General features: G+C 37.5%; 19 protein-coding genes and 1 riboswitch. Of the genes, 6 read left to right on the top strand and 13 right to left on the bottom strand.

Annotation, left to right across the window (positions count from 1 at the left end; genetic code table 11):
- Nucleotides 1-5 precede the first annotated feature (5 nt).
- Nucleotides 6-1,142 carry an NAD(P)/FAD-dependent oxidoreductase gene (locus O0955_RS04205; protein ID WP_269426269.1) on the bottom strand — a complete coding sequence of 379 codons (1,137 nt, stop codon included), beginning with the start codon at nt 1,140-1,142 and terminating at the stop codon, nt 6-8.
- Between the two features lie 83 nt (nt 1,143-1,225).
- Here O0955_RS04205 and O0955_RS04210 point away from each other — a divergent pair, with 83 nt between their 5' ends.
- Entirely contained in the window at nt 1,226-1,921 is a 696-nt protein-coding gene (locus O0955_RS04210; RefSeq protein WP_269426270.1) for a zinc metallopeptidase, read from the top strand.
- A gap of 71 nt (nt 1,922-1,992) precedes the next feature.
- On the opposite strand, the gene apaG is transcribed toward O0955_RS04210, so the two are convergent.
- A complete protein-coding gene (gene apaG, locus O0955_RS04215; RefSeq protein ID WP_269426271.1) occupies nt 1,993-2,379 on the bottom strand; it encodes a Co2+/Mg2+ efflux protein ApaG in 387 nt (128 codons plus the stop codon).
- Nucleotides 2,380-2,416: 37 nt separating this feature from the next.
- On the bottom strand, nt 2,417-3,424 hold the full coding sequence (gene dusB / locus O0955_RS04220) for a tRNA dihydrouridine synthase DusB (protein ID WP_269426272.1): 1,008 nt from the start codon (nt 3,422-3,424) through the stop codon (nt 2,417-2,419).
- 43 nt (nt 3,425-3,467) lie between these two features.
- On the opposite strand from dusB, the gene O0955_RS04225 reads away from it, so the two are divergent.
- Genes O0955_RS04225 through O0955_RS04235 form a run of 3 tightly spaced genes read left to right on the top strand, consistent with a single transcriptional unit; the run spans nt 3,468 to nt 5,438 of the window.
- Nucleotides 3,468-4,394 carry a CPBP family intramembrane glutamic endopeptidase gene (locus tag O0955_RS04225; protein WP_269426273.1) on the top strand — a complete coding sequence of 309 codons (927 nt, stop codon included), beginning with the start codon at nt 3,468-3,470 and terminating at the stop codon, nt 4,392-4,394.
- The gene (locus tag O0955_RS04230; protein ID WP_269426274.1) at nt 4,375-4,581 is read left to right on the top strand and encodes a putative signal transducing protein; all 207 of its coding nucleotides are present in this window, start codon (nt 4,375-4,377) and stop codon (nt 4,579-4,581) included. The genes O0955_RS04225 and O0955_RS04230 overlap by 20 nt, the downstream gene beginning before the upstream one ends.
- A 47-nt stretch (nt 4,582-4,628) precedes the next feature.
- Nucleotides 4,629-5,438, top strand: coding sequence for a phosphatidate cytidylyltransferase (locus O0955_RS04235; protein WP_269426275.1), 810 nt, complete (start codon nt 4,629-4,631; stop codon nt 5,436-5,438).
- On the opposite strand, the gene O0955_RS04240 is transcribed toward O0955_RS04235, so the two are convergent.
- From O0955_RS04240 to metE, 3 genes are all read right to left on the bottom strand, one after another.
- Entirely contained in the window at nt 5,435-6,106 is a 672-nt protein-coding gene (locus O0955_RS04240; protein WP_269426276.1) for a class I SAM-dependent methyltransferase, read from the bottom strand. The two genes, O0955_RS04235 and O0955_RS04240, sit on opposite strands and share 4 nt — an antisense overlap.
- An 82-nt stretch (nt 6,107-6,188) precedes the next feature.
- Nucleotides 6,189-6,575, bottom strand: coding sequence for an acyl-CoA thioesterase (locus O0955_RS04245; protein WP_269426277.1), 387 nt, complete (start codon nt 6,573-6,575; stop codon nt 6,189-6,191).
- 114 nt (nt 6,576-6,689) lie between these two features.
- Nucleotides 6,690-8,990: a 5-methyltetrahydropteroyltriglutamate--homocysteine S-methyltransferase gene (gene metE, locus O0955_RS04250; RefSeq protein ID WP_269426278.1), complete on the bottom strand. Its 2,301-nt coding sequence runs from the start codon at nt 8,988-8,990 to the stop codon at nt 6,690-6,692.
- Nucleotides 8,991-9,191: 201 nt separating this feature from the next.
- Nucleotides 9,192-9,394: riboswitch (cobalamin riboswitch) on the bottom strand.
- Between the two features lie 149 nt (nt 9,395-9,543).
- On the opposite strand from metE, the gene O0955_RS04255 reads away from it, so the two are divergent.
- Nucleotides 9,544-12,240: a M14 family metallopeptidase gene (locus tag O0955_RS04255; protein WP_269426279.1), complete on the top strand. Its 2,697-nt coding sequence runs from the start codon at nt 9,544-9,546 to the stop codon at nt 12,238-12,240.
- Between the two features lie 42 nt (nt 12,241-12,282).
- Here the strand turns inward: O0955_RS04255 and O0955_RS04260 are convergent, their stop codons facing one another.
- The gene (locus tag O0955_RS04260; protein ID WP_269426280.1) at nt 12,283-14,226 is read right to left on the bottom strand and encodes a PQQ-binding-like beta-propeller repeat protein; all 1,944 of its coding nucleotides are present in this window, start codon (nt 14,224-14,226) and stop codon (nt 12,283-12,285) included.
- 194 nt (nt 14,227-14,420) lie between these two features.
- Between O0955_RS04260 and O0955_RS04265 the strand changes: the two genes are divergently transcribed.
- Nucleotides 14,421-15,137, top strand: a complete 717-nt coding sequence (locus tag O0955_RS04265; RefSeq protein ID WP_269426281.1) for a DsbA family oxidoreductase — start codon at nt 14,421-14,423, stop codon at nt 15,135-15,137.
- A gap of 127 nt (nt 15,138-15,264) precedes the next feature.
- On the opposite strand, the gene O0955_RS04270 is transcribed toward O0955_RS04265, so the two are convergent.
- From O0955_RS04270 to mfd, 6 genes are all read right to left on the bottom strand, one after another.
- Nucleotides 15,265-16,698 carry a TolC family protein gene (locus O0955_RS04270; protein WP_269426282.1) on the bottom strand — a complete coding sequence of 478 codons (1,434 nt, stop codon included), beginning with the start codon at nt 16,696-16,698 and terminating at the stop codon, nt 15,265-15,267.
- Complete coding sequence (locus O0955_RS04275; RefSeq protein WP_269426283.1) at nt 16,691-19,858, bottom strand: efflux RND transporter permease subunit; 3,168 nt, start codon at nt 19,856-19,858, stop codon at nt 16,691-16,693. Before O0955_RS04275 ends, O0955_RS04270 begins: the two co-directional genes overlap by 8 nt.
- 21 nt (nt 19,859-19,879) lie before the next feature.
- Nucleotides 19,880-20,962 carry an efflux RND transporter periplasmic adaptor subunit gene (locus O0955_RS04280; RefSeq protein ID WP_269426284.1) on the bottom strand — a complete coding sequence of 361 codons (1,083 nt, stop codon included), beginning with the start codon at nt 20,960-20,962 and terminating at the stop codon, nt 19,880-19,882.
- 194 nt (nt 20,963-21,156) lie between these two features.
- Nucleotides 21,157-21,378: a DUF3820 family protein gene (locus tag O0955_RS04285; protein ID WP_269426285.1), complete on the bottom strand. Its 222-nt coding sequence runs from the start codon at nt 21,376-21,378 to the stop codon at nt 21,157-21,159.
- Nucleotide 21,379: 1 nt separating this feature from the next.
- The gene (locus O0955_RS04290; protein ID WP_269426286.1) at nt 21,380-22,516 is read right to left on the bottom strand and encodes an ATP-binding protein; all 1,137 of its coding nucleotides are present in this window, start codon (nt 22,514-22,516) and stop codon (nt 21,380-21,382) included.
- Nucleotides 22,517-22,607: 91 nt separating this feature from the next.
- The gene (gene mfd, locus O0955_RS04295) at nt 22,608-25,946 is read right to left on the bottom strand and encodes a transcription-repair coupling factor (RefSeq protein ID WP_269426287.1); all 3,339 of its coding nucleotides are present in this window, start codon (nt 25,944-25,946) and stop codon (nt 22,608-22,610) included.
- Nucleotides 25,947-26,042: the final 96 nt, after the last annotated feature.

A 26,042-nucleotide genomic window follows, 5' to 3' on the forward strand; every position in this document is an offset into this window, starting at 1 on the left:
GGATTTTAAAGACTGTTGATTAGCAGCTGGGCTACATCTTCTCCTGTTTGCGAGCCCATTGCTATGCCCATTCCATTACACCGGGCGGCACAAAACACATTTGGTTTAACTTCTTTAATAATAGGCTCCAGTTGTTTTCCAAAGGCCATAATTCCGCTCCATCGCTGGTCAATTTCATAGTCAGTATCGGGTAAAATTACTTTTGACAACAGATTTTCTAAAGCATTTTGCACCAAATCGGTCTGCCCGAAGGTTGTAGTGGCTTCTGCGTTAAAATCCAAATTTCGGCCGCCACCCAATAAAATCCGATCATTTATATTTCTAAAGTAGTAATAACCTCTATCGTAGTGAAATGTACCCTTTATTTTAAGGTTTTTAATAGGTTTGGTAATCAAAATCTGTCCTCTGCCTGGTGTGATATCCAGATCAGGCAAAAGAGATTGTGTAAAGGCATTGGTGGTAACGACTACTTTATGGCATTTAAATATTCCTTCATCTGTTAACAGGCTAATGCCTTTGTTTTCGCCTTCAATTTTATTTACTGTACAATTATTGAATACCGCTATGCCAAGGCTTTGTGCATACTGCAACAAGGCAAACATCATTTTGCCCGTATCAATTTGTGCTTCATATCGGTTGGCTATTAAATTTTCGATGTTTTTAAAACCAAATTCCTTAATCTTCTGGTTTTGTAAACTAAAAGCGTTTTCTCCGACAATGTTTTTAATTAAATTATTAAAATGTTCAATTTTGGATACACTAAGGGTGGTCAGATTTTGTTCAGTTTTTTTAAATAACTCATAACCACCCAAACACTGATAATCAATCTTTTCGTCACTCAATAAGTTGCGTAATTTTAATAAACCTTTCCATCTTTTTTCAATAAGAAAACTAAGCCCTTCCGTGCCGCATATACTTTCCTGGTCTATCAGTTCAGAAATACTTCCAAAACACGCAAAACCCGCATTTTTGGTGCTGGCTCCAGAGGGAAGAAAGCCTCTTTCTAAAATGCAAATCTTTGAATTTGGCTTGAATTTTTTAAGATGGATTGCCGCATTTAAACCTACAATTCCACTACCAATAATAATGAAATCAAAAAGGAAGAATGATGTTTTTTCCCAATAGGATTGTGCTGTAACCATAGCTTAAATGTAACATAATTTAAAATGAAATTAATATGGGAACGCTTTTTGATATATGTCATCCTGAAAAACATACATAGAAAATGGGATTTTATTTAATATTAATAATCCCGGTATTATTGCTGAGCATGTTTGTACAATGGCGCTTTAGGAATAAATTCTCTAAATACGCAGAAATGCAACTTAGCTCTGGGTTATCGGGCAAGGAAGTGGCAGAGCGAATGCTGCACGACAATGGGATATACGATGTGAAAGTGATGAGCACTGAAGGACAATTAACAGATCATTACAATCCATCCGACAGAACCGTAAATTTAAGTACAGATGTATATTATAGCCGGAGTGTTGCTGCTGCTGCTGTAGCTGCACACGAGTGTGGACATGCCGTACAACACGCAAAATCGTACAGCTGGCTTAATTTAAGAAGCAATATGGTGCCTATTGTAAGCATCTCTTCTAATTTATTACAATGGGTTTTACTCATTGGTGTAATGCTTTTGGTATTCTCTGTAACGCCAATTGTTTTAGCGATAGGCGTAGTTGGTTTGTTCCTGATTACCGTGTTTAGTATTATTACCTTACCGGTTGAATTTGATGCCAGTAACAGGGCGCTCGATTGGTTAAAAAACAATAGAGGTGTAATGCAAACGCAGGAAGAAAATGTGCAGGCTAAGGATGCTTTATGGTGGGCTGCTATGACTTATGTAGTGGCTGCCGTTGGTGCATTGGCCAATTTACTTTACTACGCATCTATGCTTTTTGGAAGAAGCAGAGACTAAAATAACTACCTATGAAAACAAAAAGGGGTTAGAAATCAATTCTAACCCCTTTTTTATTTAAAATATCTTTATTAATTCAGTTTATAAGGTGCAATTAAGGTAAACTCCGGAATATCAACTTCAAATTCAGCTTCATCCATCAGGCGTTTCATTAAATATTTGCCTTGCATACTGCCCATATCAGTTTTTAAATTACAACCCGATACATATACATGAGTTTCGCCCGGATTTATAATTGGTTGAATGCCTACTACACCCTCTCCTTCTACTTCTCTGCGACTGCTGTTGGAATCAAAAATAAACCATTGACGACGCATAAGCTGTACGGCATAATCTGAAAGGTTGGAAATCTCTATGCGGTAGGCGAACATAAAATGCTCATTAGCCGGATTTGAATATTCTGGCTGGTAAACGGTTTCTACTGAAACTTTAACTCCATCTGTAATTGCTGTAACCATGATGATTTATACGAATGTACAAAAAGCTTTTCAAAAATCAAGCCAGTACATTTGTTGCATCGTAGTTGGCAAATTTTTCTGCCACTTCGTCTAAAATGCTGTAAATGTTATTAATATCCGGCTCCGCAACCAGGCGCATGCGGAAGGGTTTAAAATCTGGCAAACCTTTAAAATAGTTTGCATAATGACGGCGCATTTCGAAAATACCTGTTTTTGGGCCCTTCCATTCCAGCGATTTATCTAAGTGCGTACGGCACACAGAAATTCTTTCTTCAATGGTTGGTCCGGCTAAATGTTCGCCTGTTTTAAAAAAGTGTTTTATCTCTCTGAAAATCCATGGATAACCAATGGCCGCACGGCCAATCATAATTCCATCAACTTCGTATTCCATGCGCCAGTTAGCCGCTTTTTCAGGACTGTCAACATCTCCATTTCCAAAAATTGGAATTTTGATACGTGGATTTCTTTTAATTTCTCTGATTAATGACCAATCTGCACTGCCTTTATAAAGTTGTGCACGTGTACGGCCATGTATGGTTAATGCTTGTATACCAACGTCTTGTAATCTCTCGGCAACTTCGTAAACATTTTTGGTGTTGTCATCCCAGCCCAAACGGGTTTTAACCGTAACCGGTAAATGTGTGGCTTTAACAACGGCCTCTGTCATTTTCACCATTTTATCAATGTCCTGCAACAAACTTGAGCCCGCACCTTTACAAACCACATTTTTTACCGGGCAGCCATAGTTAATATCAACAAGATCTGGTCCGGCTTGCGAGGCTATTTCTGAAGCCTCACGCATATGTTCAATATCGCCACCAAAAATTTGAATGCCTATCGGGCGTTCATATTCAAAAATATCGAGTTTTTGACGACTTTTTGCTGCATCACGAATCAGTCCTTCAGAAGAAATAAACTCAGTGTACATCATATCAGCACCATTTTGTTTGCATACAAAACGGAAAGGCGGATCGCTCACATCTTCCATTGGAGCCAGTAATAATGGGAACTCACCTAAATCTATATTTCCTATCTTAACAGACATTTTCTATCTTCAAACTTTAATAAAACATACAAAGGTACAAATAATGAATTTTGTAACACCTAAACAGGAGGAAATCAACCCTTTCTTTCAGATTCTTTTACTTTTAGCTTACGCGATTGCTGGTGCATTGCTGTTTTCTTTTATAGGTTTGGCAATTGCCTGCACGATGTACGGGTCATTTTCGCTTGAAAAAATAAATCTCTTGATTTCAGGAGATCCCAAATACACAGATGGATTGAAAGTCATTCAGATTTTGAGCTCAATCGGAACGTTTATTTTGCCACCCATAATTTTGGCACTTAACGAAAGAAAAAAGCTTTCCTCATTTTATGGTCTTTTAAAACCAAAGCTTTTGCTCTTAATTGTCGTTTTGGGAATTATGATTGTAAGTATGCCTTTTATGGAGTGGGTTGCCGTTTGGAATCAAAAAATGGTTTTGCCCGACTTTTTAAAAGGACTTGAAAAGTGGATGAAAGAAAAGGAAGATGCAGCGATGCAAATGACCATTCAACTTATTACCGCCAGAAATAACTTTGATTTTATGGTAAACCTTGTCATGATTGCGGTTTTGCCGGCAATTGGAGAAGAATTAATGTTTAGAGGCGGCTTGCAGCGGTCGATAAACCGAATGTTTGGCAATCCACATTTAGCCATCTGGATTTCTGCCATTATATTTAGCGCTATTCATGTTCAGTTTTATGGTTTTATTCCACGATTGCTTTTAGGAGCTGGCTTTGGTTATTTATATTATTTCAGCGGCAACATTTGGTATGCCATTACCGCACACTTTTTAAATAACGCCTATGCGGTTTGCGCCGCTTTTTACATGCAAAAACATAATCTTCCATTAAATAAAGCCGATGAACCAATTGGTTTTCCTTGGTACGGATATGTAATTAGTGCAATAATTACCATAGCTTTGTTTAAATTTTTTAAAGATACAGCACAACGTGAGCGAAAATTGGGTTAAAGTATATACAACAGGCGATGCTTTTGCAGCAGAAGTGTTAAAGCAGGGATTAACCGAAGCAGGTATTCCGGCGGTAACCATTAGCAAACAATTGGCTGCCTATAATTTTGGTGAAGTAAATGTAATGGTCAGTCAGCTGGATTTTGATAAAGCGATTGAATACATCTTTCAAAACGAGATCGAATAAAATGCGTTACACACCTTACATTTCAGCTTAAATTTTATTTTTTTCAAATGAAAACCCGTGCAATAACCGCATTCTTTTTTACCATCGTGATGTTGGGTTCTATCTTTTTAGGATCTTATACTTTCTCTATCTTTTATCTTATTTTAAGTGTTTTATCTCTTTTTGAGTTTTATAAACTGATTAAAAATTCGGGAATCCGGCCACACAGAAATATTGGTTTGGTGGCAGGCGCACTGATCTTTTTAATGGCGGCGGGTTTACACTATTTAAAATATGATGTAAAGTATCTTTTGCTTTGTATTCCATTAATTTTCTCTGTTTTTATAACCGAGTTGTATAAGAAAAATAAAATTCCATTTGCCAACATTTCCTACACCTTTGTTGGTTTTGTTTATGTAACAATTCCATTTTGTTTTTTCCATGCACTGGGCTTTTTAAAAGATTGGAATACCTATAATTTTCATTTACCGCTGGCTTTTTTATTGATGTTGTGGGCAAATGATACGGGAGCATATCTTTTTGGCGTAAAATATGGTAAACGCAAATTGTTTGAGCGTCATTCGCCTAAAAAAAGCTGGGAAGGTTTTTTTGGAGGAATGTTTACAGCCGTTTTAGTCGCTGTAGGTTTATCGTTTCTGTTTACAGAAAACCAACCCTGGGTTTGGGCCGGAATGGCGGTTTTAATTGCCGGTTTTGGTACGCTTGGCGATTTAGTAGAATCCATGCTTAAAAGAAGTTTAGATACAAAAGATAGCGGAGGTTTACTACCGGGACATGGTGGTTTGCTGGATCGTTTTGATGGATTATTGCTGGCTGCCCCGGTTGTTTATGCCTATTTATACCTGATTCTTTACTAACCAGCTTTAAGGGCTCTGATTACATAGTATTTCCGGGAAACAGGTTGGCCAATATTATTGTAAATTTCTTCAGTTAATTCAGCTGTTTTTTCAATATCAAAAGCCGATTTTTTGAGTAGTTCCGTTGCCGAATCAACATTATAGAGTTGGAAACCGAAAGGAGTAAAAGGTAAGTTTTCCATAAAACTTTTATCTGCAAAGCATAAAACAAAAGTACCTCCTGGTGTTAAAATCCGGAATATTTCATCTAAAAACTGTTCTGGGTTTTTCCAGAAGTAGATGGTATTTACCGTGAATACTTTATTGAAAACTGCTGCAGCAAATGGAAGTGTATCCGGATTTGTTAAAGTAAACTTCGCCTGATTATTTTGAATAAATGAAGCATTAATTTTGGAAGCTTCTTCTATCATCAAAGGAGAAATATCAGCACCCGTGTAGGCTAAATTTTCAGCCTGTTGAAGCAGATATTCCAAATGATTGGCATTGCCGGGACCTATTTCTAAAATTTGGTTACCGTCCTGAAGCGTCATTGCAGAAATGGCACTTTCTGTCATCCCTTTATTGCTGATATTCATCATCGCTGCTGTTTTTAAGCCTTTTTCTCCTTGCGGACAGCTTAACTGAGCGGCAACTTCTCTTAAATCGTTTTCAGAATATTGATTTTCCATAATGCAAATTACCAATTTCTTAAATGGAATGTCTTATATCATTTCATTCAAAAATCACGTAATCATGTGGTTCAGTCAAGATTTATTTAATTACCTGTACGGGTTTTTTATGTTCGTCAATGGCTACAAAGGTAAAATCGCCATGCACGGCAAGCTCTCTGCCTTCAGCATACATTTGTTCAATATAAATTTCGACATTAACTTTTAAACTGGTGTTGCCAACTTTGGTTACCTGACCTATTAATTCAACAATGGTTCCGGCCGGAATCGATTTTTTAAAGTCAATTCTATCGCTGCTTACCGTAACCATAATTTGACGGCTAAAACGTGTGGCGGTTATAAATGCTACTTCATCCATCATGTGCATGGCTGTGCCCCCAAAAAGAGTGTCGTAATGGTTGGTTGTGTTTGGAAATACCGCTTTGAAAATGCTGGTTTTTGAGGCTACAATTCTTTCTTCTAATGTCATTTTTTAAATAATTTCAGATAAATCAGCCACGGAAAACAGCTTAAAAAGGATAAAAATCCATGTATTTCTGTTTCCGTGGCAAAAATTACTTTGTATTTTGCACAAAGTTAAGTTTTAGTTTTTACGCATTTCTTTTGCGGCTTCTACCATTTCGATTAAAGCTTTTTTGGTCTCATCCCATCCACGGGTTTTTAAGCCACAATCCGGGTTTACCCAAAGCTGTTCAGCAGGAATTACGGCTTTGGCTTTTTTAAGCAGTTGAACCATTTCTGCTCTTTTAGGTACCCGGGGCGAGTGAATATCATAAACACCAGGACCAATTTCATTTGGATATTTAAAATCAGCAAAAACGTCCAGCAATTCCATTTGTGATCTCGAAGTCTCAATTGTAATCACATCAGCATCCATATCGGCAATATTTTGGATAATATCGTTAAACTCTGAATAGCACATGTGCGTGTGAATCTGGGTTTCATCTTGCACCCCACTTGCAGAAATCCGGAAAGCTTTAACCGCCCAGTTTAAATAATGCTGCCAATCCGCCTTGCGTAATGGTAAACCCTCCCTGATTGCAGGTTCATCAATTTGAATGATTTTAATTCCTGCTTTTTCCAGATCGTTAACCTCGTCTCTTATGGCCAAAGCAATTTGAGCACAGGTTTCAGCTCTTGGCTGGTCGTTACGCACAAAAGACCATTGCAAAATGGTTACAGGTCCGGTTAACATACCTTTCATGTATTTTGACGTAAGTGATTGGGCAAAGGCAGTCCATTTTACGGTCATGGCTTTTGGCCGGGATACATCGCCAAAAATAATAGGTGGTTTAACACAACGGGAGCCATAACTTTGCACCCAGCCATTTTTTGAAAAGGCAAAGCCATCAAGTTGTTCTCCGAAATATTCAACCATATCATTGCGTTCAAATTCGCCGTGCACCAAAACATCCAGGTCAATTTCTTCCTGCCATTTTACCGCTTTAACCGTTTCTTCCGCAATTAAAGCATCATATTCTTCGGCACTAAAAGTTCCGTTTTTAAATTTAGCTCTCCAGCTTCTAACCTCTGCTGTTTGCGGAAAAGAACCTATTGTTGTTGTGGCATAAGCGGGCAAGTTTAACTTTTGTTGCTTTATTTTTCTGGATGGATAATTACTTAAACGCTCTGCGTCTTTATCTTCAATGTTCTTAACACGCTGTTTTACGGAATTATTATGAATCAAAGCAGAGGTTTTTCTATTTTGCTGCGCCAATTTGTTTTCTGCAAATTTACGTTCCACAGATGCAGCGTTTTCTCCAGAGGCTAATTGTTTTATGGTAACGGTTTCGGCTATTTTTTGCTTTGCAAATGCCAGCCATTGTTTAATCTCTACTGATAAATTTTGCTCATTGGTTTCATTGTCCAGGTTAACAGGCGTATGAATTAAAGAGCAGGAAGGTGCAATCCAAACCCGGTCTTTGCCCAATTTATTTTCAGCTTGTTTTATCACGGAGAGAGAATTTTCAAAATCATTTTTCCAGATATTTCTGCCATCAACCAAACCTAACGATAAGATTGTTTTAGTGTTTAATGCCGCAATAACTTCGGGAAGTTGTTGCGGTGCACGCACTAAATCGATATGCAAAACGGTTGCCGGTAAGGAAGTAGCCAGGGTTAAATTATTTCCCAAACCTTCAAAATAAGTAGCCAATACGATTTTTAACCGTGGAAAAGCTTTTCTAAGCTCTTTATAGGCATATTCAAAAGCTTTTTGCTCTTTTTCGGTTAAATCTAAAGTTAAAAAAGGCTCATCAAACTGAATATATTCTACGTTTAGCGCATCTAAACGGGTTAGAATATCCTGATAAACCGGCAGAAGATTTTTAATTAAATCTATTTTTTCAAAACCGGCTTCTTTTTCTTTACCCAGCAGCAAATAGGAAACGGGCCCAATTAATACCGGTTTGGTAATAATGCCGAGTTGTTTGGCTTCGTAAAACTCATCAATAATCTTGGTGGAGAATAATTTAAAAGGCTGATCTTTATAAAATTCAGGTACAATATAATGGTAATTGGTATCAAACCACTTGGTCATTTCCATCGCAACCACATCTAAATCATCTTTTTGATACCCTCTGGCCATCGCGAAATAAAGATCTAATTCCGTATTGCCCTTTTTTAAAATCACTTCATTGTATCTTTTTGGAATGACACCAAATGTTAAAGAGTGATCGAGGACCTGATCATAAAAAGAAAAATCATTTGATGGAATTACATCTATTCCAGCCTCTTTTTGCATCAGCCAGTTTTCGTGGCGGATGTTTTTTCCTACCTGAAGCACATTTTTGTACCCGGTTTTACCTGCCCAGTAATTTTCGCAGATTTTTTTCAATTCGCGGTGACTACCAATTCGCGGGTAGCCCAAATTTTGCGTTAGCATTTCTTTTAAAGATTAATGTAAATAAATCGTTTAAAAGCTCTTTACACTATATTTTACAATGCTTTTTAGAATAAATGAGGAAAGGTACAGACACAAACAATTAATTTCCCGGCCAAATCGGCTAGAGCAAATTTTTAATAAAACGGTTCATTTTATTGTTGTACAAATCAGACCTGACCAATTACTTTATAACGCGAAAGCATCGTCAATTCAATATTGGCAGGTCTCCTGACTTATCCCCAATTTTATCGCCTTCCCATTCCAAACGGAACAGTGGCCTAAATGATAAAATTGTTGCTTCTTTTACAGAGGCAGAATTTACAGTTGCGCGACAGCTCGTGATTTACACACGATTCCCTATTAACCCCGATTTTACACCGGGGACCATTACCGGTTGATGAAAAAATAAAGTTAAGAACTTACATCGGCAGCAAATGTAGTTAATAAGCACGAAGAAACGAAAGTGTTATTCACTGTAACAAATTTACAGCAAGCCTGTTTGAAATCTATTTCTCCTTTATATTTGATTCAACCCAACAAACTATTTAAGATTATGATAAAAAATTACGCTAAAAAACTTTGTTTTGCTTTTTTGATTATCAGTGGCAATTTAGCCTATGCACAGGATGTTCCAAGTCCTAAAACGCATTTTGGCTTTAATATTGGCGACGATTATCAATTGGCTACTTATACGCAAACCGAAGCTTACTTTAAAAAGGTAGCCGAAACATCTAAACGTGTAAAACTGGTTGATATCGGCAAAACAGAAGAAGGCAGAACCCAATACATGCTGGTGGTTTCATCACCGGAAAATCTGCAGAAGTTAGACCGTTATAAAGAAATTTCGCAGCAACTGGCACATGCTGAAATCACCCCTGAACAGGCAAAAGCGCTGGCACAGGAAGGAAAAGCTGTTGTTTGGATTGATGGTGGTTTACATGCTAACGAAACTGTTGGTGCACACCAGCTAATACAAACTTTATATGAGTTTGCTTCAAAAACAGACCCTGAAACGCTAAGGATTTTAGATAATGTGATTATTTTATTTACCCACGCCAATCCTGATGGGCAGGAATTGGTGAGCAACTGGTATATGAGAGAGAAAGATCCAAAGAAAAGATCCTTATCAAACATACCGAGGTTATATGAAAAATATGCCGGGCATGATAATAACCGGGATTTTTTTATGCTCAATTTAAAAGAAACCCAAAATATTGGCCGTCAACTTTTTGTAGAGTGGATTCCGCAAATTATGTACAACCACCATCAGGCAGGTCCCGCAGGTACGGTCGTTGCAGGGCCGCCATACCGCGATCCGTTTAATTATGTTTTTGATGCAACCATATTAACCAGTTTAGATGCAGTGGGTGCAGCTATGCACAACCGTATGAATGTTGAAAGCAAGCCCGGCTATACTCAAAGAGGTGGATCGGTTTTTTCAACCTGGTATAATGGGGGTTTACGGACCACAACTTATTTTCATAATATGATTGGCTTACTTACCGAAATAGTAGGTAGCCCGACTCCTTCAGAAATTCCGTTGGTTCCTTCGAGATTATTGCCAAACAGTGATTCGCCAAACCCTATTACGCCGCGTAAATGGTACTTTAAAAACTCAATTGATTATTCCGTATCTTTAAATTATGCTGTTTTAGGTTATGCGCAACGTTACCGCGATGAATTGCTGTACAACATTTACCAAATGGGCAGAAACTCCATCGAAAGAGGTAAAAAAGATACCTGGTCTTTCTCTCCTAAGAAAATTGAAGCCATTAATAATGCTGCAAAAAAAGATAAAATCGCTGCGGGAAGTGGCGATTCTGAGTTCGGCCAGAGACAGATGGACATTAAGTATTTTGATACAGTGATGAAAGCTCCTGCAGGCCGCGATCCAAGGGGTTATATTTTATCTGCCGATCAGCCTGATTTTAACTCCGCTATAAAGTTTTTAAATGCTTTAATCCGAACCGGAATTGTTGTTCAAAAAGCAACAGGAAGTTTTACTGTTGCAGGTAAAAATTATCCTGCCGGAAGTTATGTTGTAAAAACAGACCAGGCTTTCAGACCACATATTTTAGATATGTTTGAACCACAAGACCATCCAAACGACTTTAAATATGAAGGTGGGGCACCAGTTCCTCCATACGACGCTGCTGGCTGGACATTAGCTTATTTAATGGATGTTAAATTTGACCGGATTCAGGATGATTTTTCAGGTCCTTTTGAAAGAAATCCCTACGGACAGTTATTAACGCCAGAGAACAAAATTGCCTCAGGCTCGGAGTTTGTATTAAGCGCAGCCCAAAACGATTCATATACGGCAGTAAATGATCTTTTAAAAAACAAAGCTGAAGTTTACCGGTCTGCAGAAAACGGAGACTTTTATGTTTCGGCTTCGGGTGGAGCAAAAGCAATTTTAGAAAAAGCCAATATTAAACTAAAATCTGCTGCGGCGCCAAAGGCCAAAGTTAAAATTGTACCCGCAAGAATAGCCCTTTGGGATACTTACGGTGGCTCGATGGCTTCAGGCTGGGTAAGATGGATGATGGAGCAATACCATTATAATGCAACGGTTATTTATCCGGGAGATATAGATGCTGGGAATTTAAAATCTAAATATGATGTAATTATCTTCGTTGGTGGAGCAATTCCATCTCAACAAGCGGGCGCTTTTAATGGCCGGTCTTTTGGTCCTAAACCCGAAGATACTCCCGAAGAATATAAAAACCGCCTGGGCAGAATATCAGCGGATAAATCTGTTCCACAGCTTAAAAAGTTTTTAGAAGAAGGTGGAAACATTGTAACGATTGGTAGCAGCACAAACCTGGCCTACCAGCTAAATCTTCCTGTTCGTAATGCAATGGTAGAAATTGTGAATGGAACAGAGAAAAAATTGCCGGGTGAAAAGTATTATGTACCTGGAAGTGTTTTAAATGTTGGTGTAGATTTATCGGTGCCCGCAACCTGGGGTATGGAAAAAGAGGCCGATGTTTACTTTGATAACAGCCCGGTATTCAAATTAACCGGTGATGCAATTGCTTCGGGAAAAATAAAACCTTTAATGTGGTTCGAATCTGCAACTCCGCTGCGTAGCGGATGGGCATGGGGACAGGCCTATTTACAAGATGGTGTTACCGCTTTTCAGGCTAATGTTGGTAAAGGAAAGTTATTTGCTTTCGGACCAGAGATTGCTTTTAGAGCTCAAACCCATGGTACATTTAAACTGATATTTAACCAGTTGTATAAATAAAAGAAAGCCTCGGATTTTATTTCCGGGGCTTTCTTTTAAGTATTATTTTTTTGAAAATACCCTTAACTCATTTTGATAAACGTAATATAAATTATCATTAACACCATCAACTTCATAAAGAGGTTTAGTGTTATCAATCGTAATTTTATCAACCTCTGTCCCGTCAGATTTTCTCACTTTTACCAGATAATTTGACTGATCGGCTTCGCCCCTTGCAAAAATAAAGGCAAAATCATTGTTTTGTTTCAATGCTTTAAAACGCGAACCCATTTTGCTGGTAATTGTTGCATCTATACTTCCTGAAACCGATGCATTTGTTGCAGCCTTATCACTTAAAGCTTTTTTTGAAGATTCTGTAAATAAATAATCCTGTCTGATGTTTCCATTTGCATCTTTAGATACATAGGTTGCTTCTGAAAGGCCTTGTTGTAAGCTTGATTTAGCCCCAAAATAAGTACTTCCCAAAATACCACCCGCTTTTAATAATCTCCTTCCAGCTTCTCCAGGCTCTTTATATACTTTTTGAAATTTAACAGAACCATCTTTGTTTACTCCAATTACTTCATACTCTCCGGTTAAGGATACACCCCAGTCAAATAAGCCAATAGAAGATAAACTTTTATCGTTTTTTACTTTTATTTTGGCAAAGGCTTCCGGTTTTTCTGTTGCATTCGGATCAAACTTGAATAGTTTTTCGTCATTGTATACCAGAAATGATTTAGCGTTTTCATCGTATGCATATAACAAAGGCAGTTTTGGTTCAAACTTTATATTTCCTTTCCAGATTTTTTTACCGGTTGTATAATCAACCATATTGCCATAAGTACCGGTTAAATAAAATACTTTGTTGTTATCTATTTTATCTAAAAAGTAAACCGGATCTGCCTTATCATCACTAATTTCGACAAAGTTCTTCCATTTCTGCTTTCCTTCATTATCAATCAAACTCATTTCATTGTCAGCAATATACAGGTAGTCGCTGCCAATCGGAATAACCTTTTTAATATCGTCACCTTTGGCATCTTTTTTCCAGATTTTTTTTCCTGTAGCATAATCGAAAAAGTTAAAACCATTAGAGTGAGCAACCAAAAATTTATTACCCCAATCTTCTATATATGAAACATATTTTGTACTGATATCGTCTTTAAAAATTGGAGTGCCCGATTCAGTATCCAATGCATTTAGTGCCCGTTTAGAAGAAATAATGCTGCCAGCATTACGCATGGTGATGACATGTTTGTTGTCATTTGAAAGGTAAAAACGATGCACATCCTCAGGCGCTGACCATTTTATTTTACCACTTTCTTTATCCAGTTTAAAAAGCTTATTGTTTATGGTTGCGTAAATTGCATTTTGACTGGCTACAACCTGATCTTTGGTGGCTAATTTGTTCATGCCGAAACTCAGACCAAGCGATTTAAGCATACTTTCTTTTGTGCCTACAATAGTAGCCCATTTATCTGTTCCGGTTTTTGGATCGAAAAGCACACATTTGAATTCTTTTCCTTCGGTAGCCAAAAATAGAAATTTATCATCGCTGAAAACATATTGACTAAGCACAACCCGATATGGTGTAGTAGCAGAGCTAAATAAAATTTTACCCGTTAAAGTATTTATAATTACATCGTTTGAATTTACATTGGCCTGTACAAACGGCGTATTTTCTATGAAATTTAATTGATCTGGCGATTGAAATACCTTTAATAAATCAGCGTCATTTAATAATTCGCTGGCTTTATTTATTGTTTTCATCGTACCCATTTTAGCAATCTGATCATTGTTGATTGTCCACTCAACCTGTTTGGTGTCAGGATTGAAGGCCGATATTTTATCTTTTTCTTTAACAATAATATTTCCAGTTAAATTATCCAGTAATATAGATTGAATTTTGGTATCGAATTTAGATACATAATCTGCCTGACGCTGGGCAAAAAGACTGGTACATGCTGCTGATAAAATCAGGAGTACGGAGAGCGTTTTCTTCATAATTAATAATTTTTGATTGTATTTAAAAAATGATGCCAAAGACAATTATGGCTTAATTTGCTATTTAAAAGCACTTTAGATTAAATTAAGGTTCCCCAAATTGAGTAGTTTTTACCCTTTTTGGGGATTTAAGGCATCAAACCTTTTTACTTTTGGCTTACTGTGCTTCGCTTTAATAGCTTTAATTTTGCATTATGAAAGTTGAAATCTGGTCGGATGTAATGTGTCCGTTTTGCTATATCGGCAAAAAACATTTTGAACAAGCTATTGAAACCTTGCCCTTCAGAAACGAAATTGAAGTTGAATGGAAAAGTTATCAGTTAAATCCTGAGTATCATAACACCAGCAATGAAACGGTTTATGATTATTTGTCAAGAAGCAAAGGAATGCCTGTTGCACAAGCTAAACAAATGACCCAGCAAGTGGCAGATATGGCCAAAAATGCCGGATTGACCATTGATTTCGGAAAGAATATTCCAGCTAATACTTTTAATGCACACCGTTTAATTCATTTGGCGGCTAAACATAACCTTCAGGATTTAGCAGAAGAAAAACTTTTTGAAGCGCATTTCGTTCAGGGAAGAGATATCGCTAATTTAACCGTACTGGGAGAAATAGCAACAGAAATAGGTCTGGATAAGACAGAAGCAGAACAGGTTTTACAAAGCGATCAGTTTGCGGAAGCGGTACGTTATGATGTTTACGAAAGCCAAAACTTAGGTGTTCGTGGTGTGCCATACTTTGTTTTAGATAGAAAATATGCGGTTTCAGGTGCACAACCTGTTGAGGCATTTGAGCAGGCGCTAACGCAAAGTTTTAAAGAGTGGAAAGAAACACAACCGAAAACAGAATTAAAATCATTAAATAAAAACGACGATGCCATTTGTGATGAAAATGGTTGCGAGATATAGTAATCAAAAAATATTTCAGCTTATAATTTAAACATTAAGAAATTAAGGCAATTAAGCAAATTCAAATCTTAATATCCTTAATTTCTTAAGTCACATTACAGTTATATTTTGAATTAGGTAATTCAACTTAATTCCACCCACCACCTAAAGCCCGATAAATATTCACTACGGCATTTAGCTGTTGTTTTCTGGTTTCGATTAATTCTAATCTGGCTTCAAGCGCATCACGCTGAGTCATCAACACTTCAAAATAATCGACTCTGGCAGAACGAAAAAGATCGTTTGAAATATCCACCGACTGTGTTAATGCCTGAACTTGCTTTGCTTTTAAGGTATAACTTTTTTCTAAATTGCTAATGTTAGAAAGCTGGTTAGCGGTTTCGATATAGCCATTTAAAATGGTTTTTTCGTAATTATAAACGGCTTGTATCTGTTTTGCATTTGCGGTAAGGTAATTGGCTTTTATGGCGTTTTTATTAATCAAAGGTCCAGCTAAATCGCCCGCCAAAGAATACAACAACGATTCTGGAGTTCTAACCAAATAAGATGGATTAAAGGCCTGAAAACCTAATGTAGCAGAAATTCCGAAAGAAGGATAAAATTGTGCTTTTGCTACTTTAACGTCAAGTTTTGCAGAAGCCAAATCCAATTCTGCCTGTTTAATATCAGGCCTGTTGGCCAATAATTGAGATGGAATACCGACTTTGACCAGAGGTGGTACTAAGACGTTGAAACTTTCTGTATCTCTTTTAATGGCCTGGGGGTATCGTCCCAATAAGAAATTAATCTTGTTTTCAGTTTCTGTAATGTTCTGTTGAATGCTGAACTCTAAGCTTTTAGAATTATACACTTCGGCTTCAAATTTACGAACAGCCAATTCTGTAACCCTCGTTGCTTGTTTTTGGATCTTCATCAACTCTAATGCATCGCTCTGTAAAGTAATGTTTTTCTTTATGATAGCCAATTGATTATCTAAAGCCAGAAGTTCATAATAAGAGTTGGCAACTTCGGCAATTAAGTTGGTTACCACAAAGTTTTTGCCTTCAACCGTAGATAGATAACGTGTTACCGCAGCTTTTTTTGCATTGCGGAGTTTATGCCAAATGTCCACTTCCCAATTAGTGGTTAAACCAAATTGATAATCAGGCAGAACCTCAGGAACCTCTTTGCCGGGTGTAATTTCGGTACTTGCATCGCCCGCACCCGAACTGGTATATCGACCAACTTTTTCAAATCCCGCACCCACGTGATAACCAACTGACGGCAAAATCTCGCCTTTTTTAGCCCTCACTTCATTTTTGGCGATTTCGATTTCCTGTAAGGTTACATTCAGTTCTTGGTTATTTTTTAACGCCGTATCTATTAAATCAACCAGATATTTATCATTAAAAAACTGGCGCCATTTTATATTCACCACATTTGTAGTGTCTTTTAAATCGCTAAAAGCATTAGGAACATTTTTATTTTCGCTTTTTTGCGCCGTTTGTGGCACTTTGCAAGCGGTATAGGCCATGCAGATTAAAGCAAATCCGAAACCTGTATATATCTTCTTGTTAAACATTGTGTTCAATTTCTTCAGTTAATGGAAGTTCTTCTTCAACTTTAATCAGTTTTCGCTTTGCGGCAATGGTGGCGAAAATGAAGTATAAACCCGGGATGATAATTACGCCAAACACGGTACCAAAGAGCATACCTCCGGCGGCGGCAGTACCAATGGTTCTGTTGCCAATTTTTCCTGGGCCTGTAGCAATCATTAATGGAATTAACCCGGCTATAAAAGCGAATGAGGTCATTAAAATCGGGCGGAAACGCAAAATGGCAGATTCTATTGCCGATTTGGCTACAGAAACACCTTGACGATGACGCTGTGCGGCAAATTCAACAATCAGCACTGCATTTTTACCCAACAAACCAATTAGCATAACCATAGCGGCTTGCGCATAAATATTGTTTTCTAAACCCATAATTTTAAGCAAAAGGTAGGTTCCGAAAATACCGGCAGGCAACGATAAGATAACGGATAATGGTAAAATAAAACTCTCGTACTGTGCAGCTAAAATCAGGTAAACAAAGCCTAAACAGATTAAGAAAATATAAATGGCTTCATTTCCCCTCGAGACTTCGTCTTTTGAAATACCGGCCCAATCAATACCAAAACCTCTTGGTAAAGTTTTTTGCGCCACTTCAGTAATGGCTTTAATGGCTTCCCCAGAGCTATATCCCGAACCAGATTGTCCGCTAATTTCTGAAGCATTAGACATGTTGTGGCGTGTAATTTCTGAAAGACCGTAAACTTTATCCATTTTCATAAAGGCAGAAAACGGTACCATTTCATCACGATTATTTTTTACCGAAAGCTTTAAAATATCACTTGGCAAAGCTCTATATTGTGGTAATGCCTGTACCATAACCTTGTACTGGCGATCGTATTTAATGAAACTGGTTTCATAATTACTGCCTACAAAGGTTGATAAGGTACTCATGGCATTATCAATAGTTACGCCTTTTTGCTGGGCCAGGTCATTATCAATATTTAGCATATATTGAGGGAAACTGGCGCTGTAGAAACTAAATACGGATGAAAGCTCCTTGCGCTTGTTCAGTTCGCGAACAAAATCATTACTCACCGTTTCCATCTTTTTATAGTCGCCACTCCCCGCTTTATCCAATAAGCGCAATTCGAAACCGCCTGCGGCACCATAACCCGGTACAGCCGGAGGTTGGAAAAACTCGATAGTTGCGCCCGGAATATCTTTTGCTTTTTCTTCAAGCTCTTTAATTACATCAAGCGATGAGTTTTTGCGCTCGCTCCAATCTTTTAAGTTGATTAAGCAAGTACCTGCATTTGAACCTGTTCCTTCGGTAAGGATTTCATAACCAGCTAATGAGGAAACAGATTTTACGCCTTCAACCCCCTTGGCTACAGCTTGTAAGCGCTTGGCAATTTGGTTGGTTCTTTCCAGTGTAGATCCGGCTGGTGTTTGAATAATAGCATAAACCATTCCCTGGTCTTCATTCGGAATAAATCCCGAAGGTACGGAGCTGTTTAAAAGCCATATTCCGATACAAAAGGCAATTAATGTTCCAAAGGTGAACAATCTGCGTGTAACTACTTTATCTAAAATGTTTTTGTAGCTTCCGGTTAATTTGTTAAACCAGTTGTTAAAGCCATCTAAAATACGGTCGATCAGGGTTTTATTTTGAGTCTTGCCATGACTGTTTTTTAACATGATGGCACATAAGGCTGGTGTTAAAGTTAAGGCTACAACACCTGAAAGGATAATTGCTGTTGCCATTGTGATAGAGAATTGACGATAGAAAATACCAACGGGACCTGACATAAATGCAACAGGTATAAATACCGAAGCCATTACAAATGTAATGGCGATAATGGCACCACTAATTTCTTTCATGGCTTGTTGCGTAGCTTTTAATGCAGATATTTTACTGTGCTCCATTTTGCTGTGCACCGCTTCGATAACCACAATGGCGTTATCTACCACCACGCCAATAGCCAAAACTAGCGCAAATAGAGTAATCAGATTGAGTGTGATGCCAAAGAACTGCATGAATACGAATGTTCCAATTAAGGATACGGGTACAGCAATAATGGGGATTAATGTTGAACGCCAATCGCCCAAAAATAAGAACACCACCAAACCGACCAAAATGAAGGCCTCAATTAGAGTATGGATTACCTTTTCGATGGATGCATCTAAGAATTTCGACACATCATAACTAATCTCATAATCTAATCCTTTAGGAAATGAAGATGTTTTTATTTCGGCCATTTTTGCCTTAACATCTTTAATTACCTGGCTGGCATTACTGCCGTAAGATTGTTTTAATACAATAGCAGCAGATGATTTTCCATTTAAGTTGGAATATAAGTTGTAAGCAGAACTGCTGAAATCTACGTCTGCAACATCTTTAAGGCGCAACATTTCGCCGTTTGCACTGGCACGTAAAACAATGTTTTCGTATTGCTCTTTTGTGGTGTATCGACCAGAATATTTTAATACATATTCAAACGCTTGTGAACGTTTACCAGAACTTTCGCCGGTTTTACCTGGCGATGCTTCTAAACTTTGCTCATCAAGGGCTTTCATTACCTCGTCTGCAGAGATTTTATATGCTTGCATACGATCTGGTTTTAACCAAATCCGCATGGCATAATCGCGATCACCCAAAATATCGGCAAAACCTACACCATCAACACGCTTTAACTCAGCTAAGATGTTAATGTCAGCAAAGTTGTAAAGAAAACTTTCGTTCATTTTAGGGTCTTTGCTATACAGGTTGATGTACATAAGCATATTTGATTCTTCCCGGGTAATTTTTACACCTTCTCTTACTACTAATGGAGGCAATTTGTTGGTTACTGCGGCTACCCGGTTTTGTACGTTTAATGAAGCCTGGTTAGGGTCTGTACCTAAATTAAATACAACCTGGATACTGGCCTCCCCATCATTTCCGGCATCAGAAGCAATATATTTCATCCCGGGAACGCCATTTAGGGCACGTTCTAAAGGAATTACTACAGATTTGATTAATAGTTCATTATTGGCTCCCGGGTATTCTGCCGTGATGTTTACCTTAGGGGGCGATATGGATGGAAATTGAGTTACAGGTAAACCGGTAATGGCTAAGGCCCCTAAAAACACAATAATTAGGGATATAACAATAGAGAGGACTGGCCTTTGAATGAATTTGGCGAACATAAATTTTAATATTAAGCGTTATTATTCTGCATCTAATCTCAAACTATTGATTACGCCTTTTGCATCCAGCAATTTGAATTTGATTTTATCATCTTCTTTTACCTTTTGTACGCCGTCCAATAAAATCTTATCGTCTTCTTTTAAACCATTAGCTACAACGTATAAATCGGGCATTTCATTGGCTATAGAAATTTCTCTTGACCTTACTTTATTGCTTGCATCAACAACAAATACAAACTTTTTATCCTGAACTTCGTAAGTTGCTTTTTGTGGAATAACAAGAACATTTTTAAGTGGAACCAGCATTTGTATTTTACCGGTTTCACCATTTTTAAGTAAATTTTTTGGATTGGTAAACCTGGCTCTAAAGGCAATATTACCAGTTTCATTATTAAACTCACTCTCCACGGTTTCTACTGTTCCTTTTGATTTTAAAAGCTCATTATTGGCCATTAATAAATCAACAAGTTGTTTTCCTTTTTCTTTAACGGCACCAGCGTAGTTTAAATATTCAGGTTCAGAAACGTTAAAGTAGGCAAACATTTGGCTATTGTCTGATAAGCTTGTTAATAAAGCGCCTTCATCAACCAAACTGCCCAGTTTAAGCGGAATACGGTCAATTGTTCCATCAAATGGTGCACGGATTTCGGTAAGCGCCAAATGCATTTTGGCAAGAGAAGTTTCTGCATTTGCGGCATCTAATTTGGCTTTTGCCATATAGAGTTCGTTTTTCGAAACCACATTTTTATCCGATAATAACTTGGTATTTTGCAACTCAATTTCTGCCGCTTTGGTTTCTGCTTGCGCTTTAAGCAATTCTGCCTGAAACATTTTAGGCATAATCCTAAAGAGTAACTGCCCGGCTTTTACCGATTGACCCTCGTCTACATAAATGTTTTGCAAATACCCTTTTTCCTGAGCTCTTAATTCGATGTTTCTAACCGATTTAATTTGAGAAACATATTCTTTTGTAAAAGAAGTATCTATTTTAAGTGGTGAAGTAACCGTATAATTTGTTTCTTCTTCCTTTTCTTCTTTTTTTGAAGTACAACCTGTTTGATACAGCAAGGCACTCACCATTGTGAGCATTATAATTCTCTTCATTACCTGATTTTATTTTAGCTTGGGCTTTACCCTCTTAGTTGAGGGCAAAATAAATGTAGGATTATGAAGTTTGTATGAATTAAGGCAGCTTACGAGCGATAAAAGGGTTTTTGAAATATATTTTTATAAGAAATGTGATCTTTAAGCGTAAATTTTGAAAAGCTCAGAAAGTTCGTCTGGTTATATTGGTTGCTCTATTGACGTTGTTGATTTTTCAACGGCGTTAACAAATATTCAAGCCCGTTAACCCGGATTTCAAACATGGTAGCCATTAAATCACCCAATTTCCCTTTCGGAAAACCTTTATCTTTGTACCAAAGCAAATAACTTTCGGGGATATTACAAATTAAATAGCCTTTGTACTTTCCGTAAGGCATTTGCATTTTTACAAGATCAAGTAGTAAGGTTGGGTCCATTTTAAAGTATAAAGTCTAAGTAATTATCTTTATTTATTGTTGAAAATAGTGCCTGAGGGTAATTTTTAGCAAAAAATCCAGGAACCTTCTTTTTTTTATTTCCCCATTTAAAATCGGTTGCAATAATTTGTTCATTTTTGGTTTCTATTAAATCAATTTCCTGCTGGTCATATGTTCGCCAAAAATAATAACGGGTATTTTGTTGTTGATAATCCATTTTCTTTATGCGCTCGCTAAAGCAATAATTTTCCCATAAAATGCCCTGGTCATTACGAAGAGCAAGCAGCTTGAAGTCATTTATGATGGCATTTCTAATGCCATTATCGTAAAAGTACCACTTTGATGATTTCGTTACTTCTTTGCGCAAATTATTGCTAAAGCCGCCAACTTTATAAATGATAAATACCTTTGAAAGTAAATCCAGATAACGGTCTACCGTATTTTTGCTTAAACCCAAATTACGGGAAAGCTCATCAATAGAAACTTCTGAACCAACCTGATAAGCAATAAGTTTTAGTAATTCCAATAATTTTGCACTATTCTGAATATTTTCGTACATCAGAATATCTTTTAATAAATAAGACCTTATCAATTCTGTTAAATATTGGGCTTTCTCTGCGATTGAATCTAAGTTAAATAACTCAGGGTAGGAACCAAAAATTAATCTTTCTTCCAGATTTTGAGCTGTTTGTAGTCCGTTTTCGCGTTCATTAAGTTCTATTTGTGCAATTGGATAAAGATAATAGGTTAAACTTCTTCCTGTTAGTGGCTCCCCTGTTTGTTTGGAAAGATCAAATGTGGATGAACCGCTGGCTATTATTGTTAAGTTCTTAAAAGAATCAATAAGCAATTTTAAAATCTTTCCTATTTCTGGAATAACCTGCGCTTCATCAATGACAAGCAGCTTTGCATTCCCTATTATGCGGGCATAATTGACAACAGTTCTTGTCGATAATAGGGCTTGTACATCCTGATCTTCTCCGTTTAAAGTAAGGGAATCAACACCCGCTTCTTTGGTGATTTTTTCAATGAGCCATGTTTTGCCAACTCTTCGGGTTCCAAATAGCAGAATAACCTTATTCTTACCTATTCTATTCAGAATAACTGATTTTAAATAACGATTAATTTGGCCTTCCATTGATCAAATATATATATAAAAAACGTTAATTTGGTCAATGAACTGACTGAATTAACGTTAATTTGGTCAATAAACTGACTGAATTAACGTTTTAATCTATTAATTCTAAAGTTTGTATGGCTTCCTCAACGGTGCTGATGTTGTCAAAAGCAATTCGCAGGGTATTTTTAACTTCTTTTAAGTTACACATTCGTGGGTGATTTTGAGCAAAAGTTAAAATCCTGGTAAAGGTGTTAGAATCAAAATAAGCCGATTGTTTGTCGCTTAAAAAGTAACCCCTTAAACTATTTTTCTTGAAACTTATTTTCTCAAAGCCAAGTTTCTTACCCAGCCACTGTAAACGAACAACACTCAACATGGTCTTTACCTGTGCTGGAACGGGCCCGAAACGATCGGCAAGATGTTTTTCAAAACGCTCCAGCTCTTCCTCATTTTCAAGTTTTGATAGTTCCGTATATAAATTGTAACGCTCGGTTATGTTGGTAATGTAAGCATCCGGAATGTACAGTTCTAAATCGGTATCTACCTGCGTAAAGCCAACAAACGGTCGCTGCGGCTCATTTTCAAACAAACCTTTAAACTCGGCATCCTTTAACTCCTGAATGGCTTCATCCAATATTTTATGGTACATTTCAAAACCAATTTCTGCAATAAAACCACTTTGCTCTGCACCCAGTAAGTTTCCGCTTCCGCGAATATCCAGATCCCGCATGGCTACATTAAAACCGCTTCCCAAATCAGAAAATTCTTCGATGGCACTTAAACGTTTTCTGGCTTCTGAAGTAAGCGTTGATAAAGGGGGAGATAATAAATAACAAAAGGCCTTTTTGTTGCTCCGGCCTACGCGACCACGCATTTGGTGTAAATCACTCAGGCCAAACATGTGCGCATGATTAATAATAATAGTATTGGCGTTCGGAATATCCAAGCCTGCCTCGATAATTGTTGTGGCCACCAAAACGTCTTTTTCACCGTTAATAAAATCGAGCATTACATCTTCCAAAGCATCGCCGTCCAGCTGGCCGTGTGCAATACCTATACGCGCTTTAGGAACAAGTTTTTGAATCATTCCACCCAATTGCATCAAATCATTAACACGGTTGTGGATGAAGAATACCTGCCCGCCACGATCGAGTTCAAACTGTACCGCTTCTTTAATTAATTTATCGTTAAAAACGTGCAATTCGGTGCTAACGGGTTGCCTGTTTGGTGGTGGTGTGCTGATGATGGATAAATCCCGGGCGCCCATCAGTGAAAAATGTAAGGTTCTTGGAATGGGGGTTGCTGTTAAGGTTAAAGTATCAACATTTACCCTCACCGCTTTAAGCCGCTCTTTTGCTGTAACGCCAAATTTCTGCTCCTCATCAATAATCATGATGCCAAGATCTTTGAATTTTACATCCTTGCTTAATAAACGATGCGTGCCAATTAGGATATCAACTTTTCCGGTTGCAGCCTCGGCAAGTGTATCTTTAATTTGTTTGGAGGTTTTAAAACGATTAATGTAATCTACGGTAACCGGAAAATCTTTTAACCGTGAAGAAAACGTTTTAAAATGCTGTAAAGCTAAAATCGTTGTTGGCACCAATATAGCGGCTTGTTTACCTTCGGCTACCGCTTTAAAGGCCGCACGAACGGCAATTTCTGTTTTACCAAAGCCCACATCCCCGCAAACCAAACGATCCATCGGATGCGGCGCTTCCATATCTTTTTTTACATCCTGAGTGGCTTTTAACTGATCAGGGGTGTCCTCATAGATAAAAGAAGCCTCCAGTTCGGTTTGTAAATACCCATCCGGAGAAAAAGCTGTTCCTGCCTGAGTTTTACGCAGAGCGTAAAGCTTAATCAAGTCTCTGGCTATATCTTTAACTTTTTTTTTAGTGGTTTTTTTTAGCTTATCCCAGGCATCGGTACCCAGCTTATTCATTTTGGGCACCCCACTTTCCTTTCCGCTATATTTCGCAATCCGGTTTAAAGAATTGATGTTTACGTAGAGCAAATCGTTATCTGCATAAACCAAACGAATCATTTCCTGGGTTTTACCATTAACCTCTACTTTTTCTAATCCGGCATATTTTCCGATTCCATGATCAATATGGGTTACATAATCACCCGATTTTAGCTCACGAAGGTCTTTTAAGGTAATGGCCTGGCTTTTTTGATAGCCCTTTTTAAGTTTGTATTTATAGTAACGGTCAAAAATCTGATGATCGGTATAAAATGCGGTTTGAATTTGCGGGTCTACAAAGCCCTCACGCAGCATGCTGTTAATCGGAGTAAACTTTGCCGTTTTATCAATATCATCCAAAATGGCATATAACCTTTCAATCTGCTTAACCGAATCTGTAAAAATAAAATTTACAATTCCTGCCTTTTCATTCTCTTTAAGGTTATGAATCAACAGGTTAAAATCTTTATTAAACGAAGGTTGCGGTTTGGTTTCAAATTCGAAACGATGCTCCGTCTGGTAAAAAAATTGTTTTCCAAATTCGATTAAAGGGAAATCCTGTAAATGATCGCCCAACAGTTTTTCATCAGTAAAGGCAAATTTTGGATCAATCCATTCAGGGTTTTGACTTTTATCCGCTGCGGGCAGGGCTTTCCAAAGCTCTACTGCTTTTTTATAGCCTGCTTTAATAATATCGAGTGTAAATTCTACATCTTTAAACCAAAGCTGCGTATCCTGATCGATGTAATCCAGGATGCTGATGTTACTTTCGGTTAAAAACTTAGCCTGAACATTAGGTACAATCGTAAGTGATTTTACGTCATTAACAGAAAGCTGACTTTCAATTTCGAAACTACGGATGCTTTCTACCTCATCGCCAAAAAACTCTATCCGGTAAGGCAAATCAGAAGAAAAGGAAAAAATATCGACAATACCACCGCGAATCGAAAACTGACCGGGTTCATAAACAAAATCACGGCGATCGAAATCATAATCAATTAAAAATTCATTAATAAAATCAATGCCCAGTTTAGCTCCGATGCTAATTTCTAACGTGTTTTTTTCAAGTGCCGAACGGTCAATAACCTTTTCAGCAATGGCCTCGGGGTAAGAAACTACAATTTTACCATATTCCGAATCGTGGTTAAGTTCATTTAAAACTTCGGCACGGGCCAAAACATTAGCCGTATCAACTTGCGTAAAATCAAACGATTTACGGTAAGAGGAAGGAAAAAGTAATACCTGCTGGTCTAAAATGCTTTCTAAATCCGACTGAAAATAAGCCGCCTCTTCCCGGTCAGGAAAAATAAAAAGCAAAGGTTTGTGCAGTAAAAAATAAGATGATAGGGCAATAACAGCATCTGCAGAACCTACTAGCCCCTTGAGTTGTATTTTAGGGTTTTTAGAACTGTTGAGCACCTTATTAAATGCGGCTACCCTATCGTCTGTTTTATATCTGTTTATTAAATCGCGAATGTTCAAGGCACAAATTTAATGTTTATTTCTGAATTGATTTTTTCCAATTGTAATCTTGATATTAAATTAACCTCTCTTTTGAGTTAAAGGTTTTTTAGTTTT

Source organism: Pedobacter punctiformis (genome assembly GCF_027213715.1).
In the GTDB taxonomy this organism is placed as follows: Bacteria; Bacteroidota; Bacteroidia; order Sphingobacteriales; family Sphingobacteriaceae; genus Pedobacter; species Pedobacter punctiformis.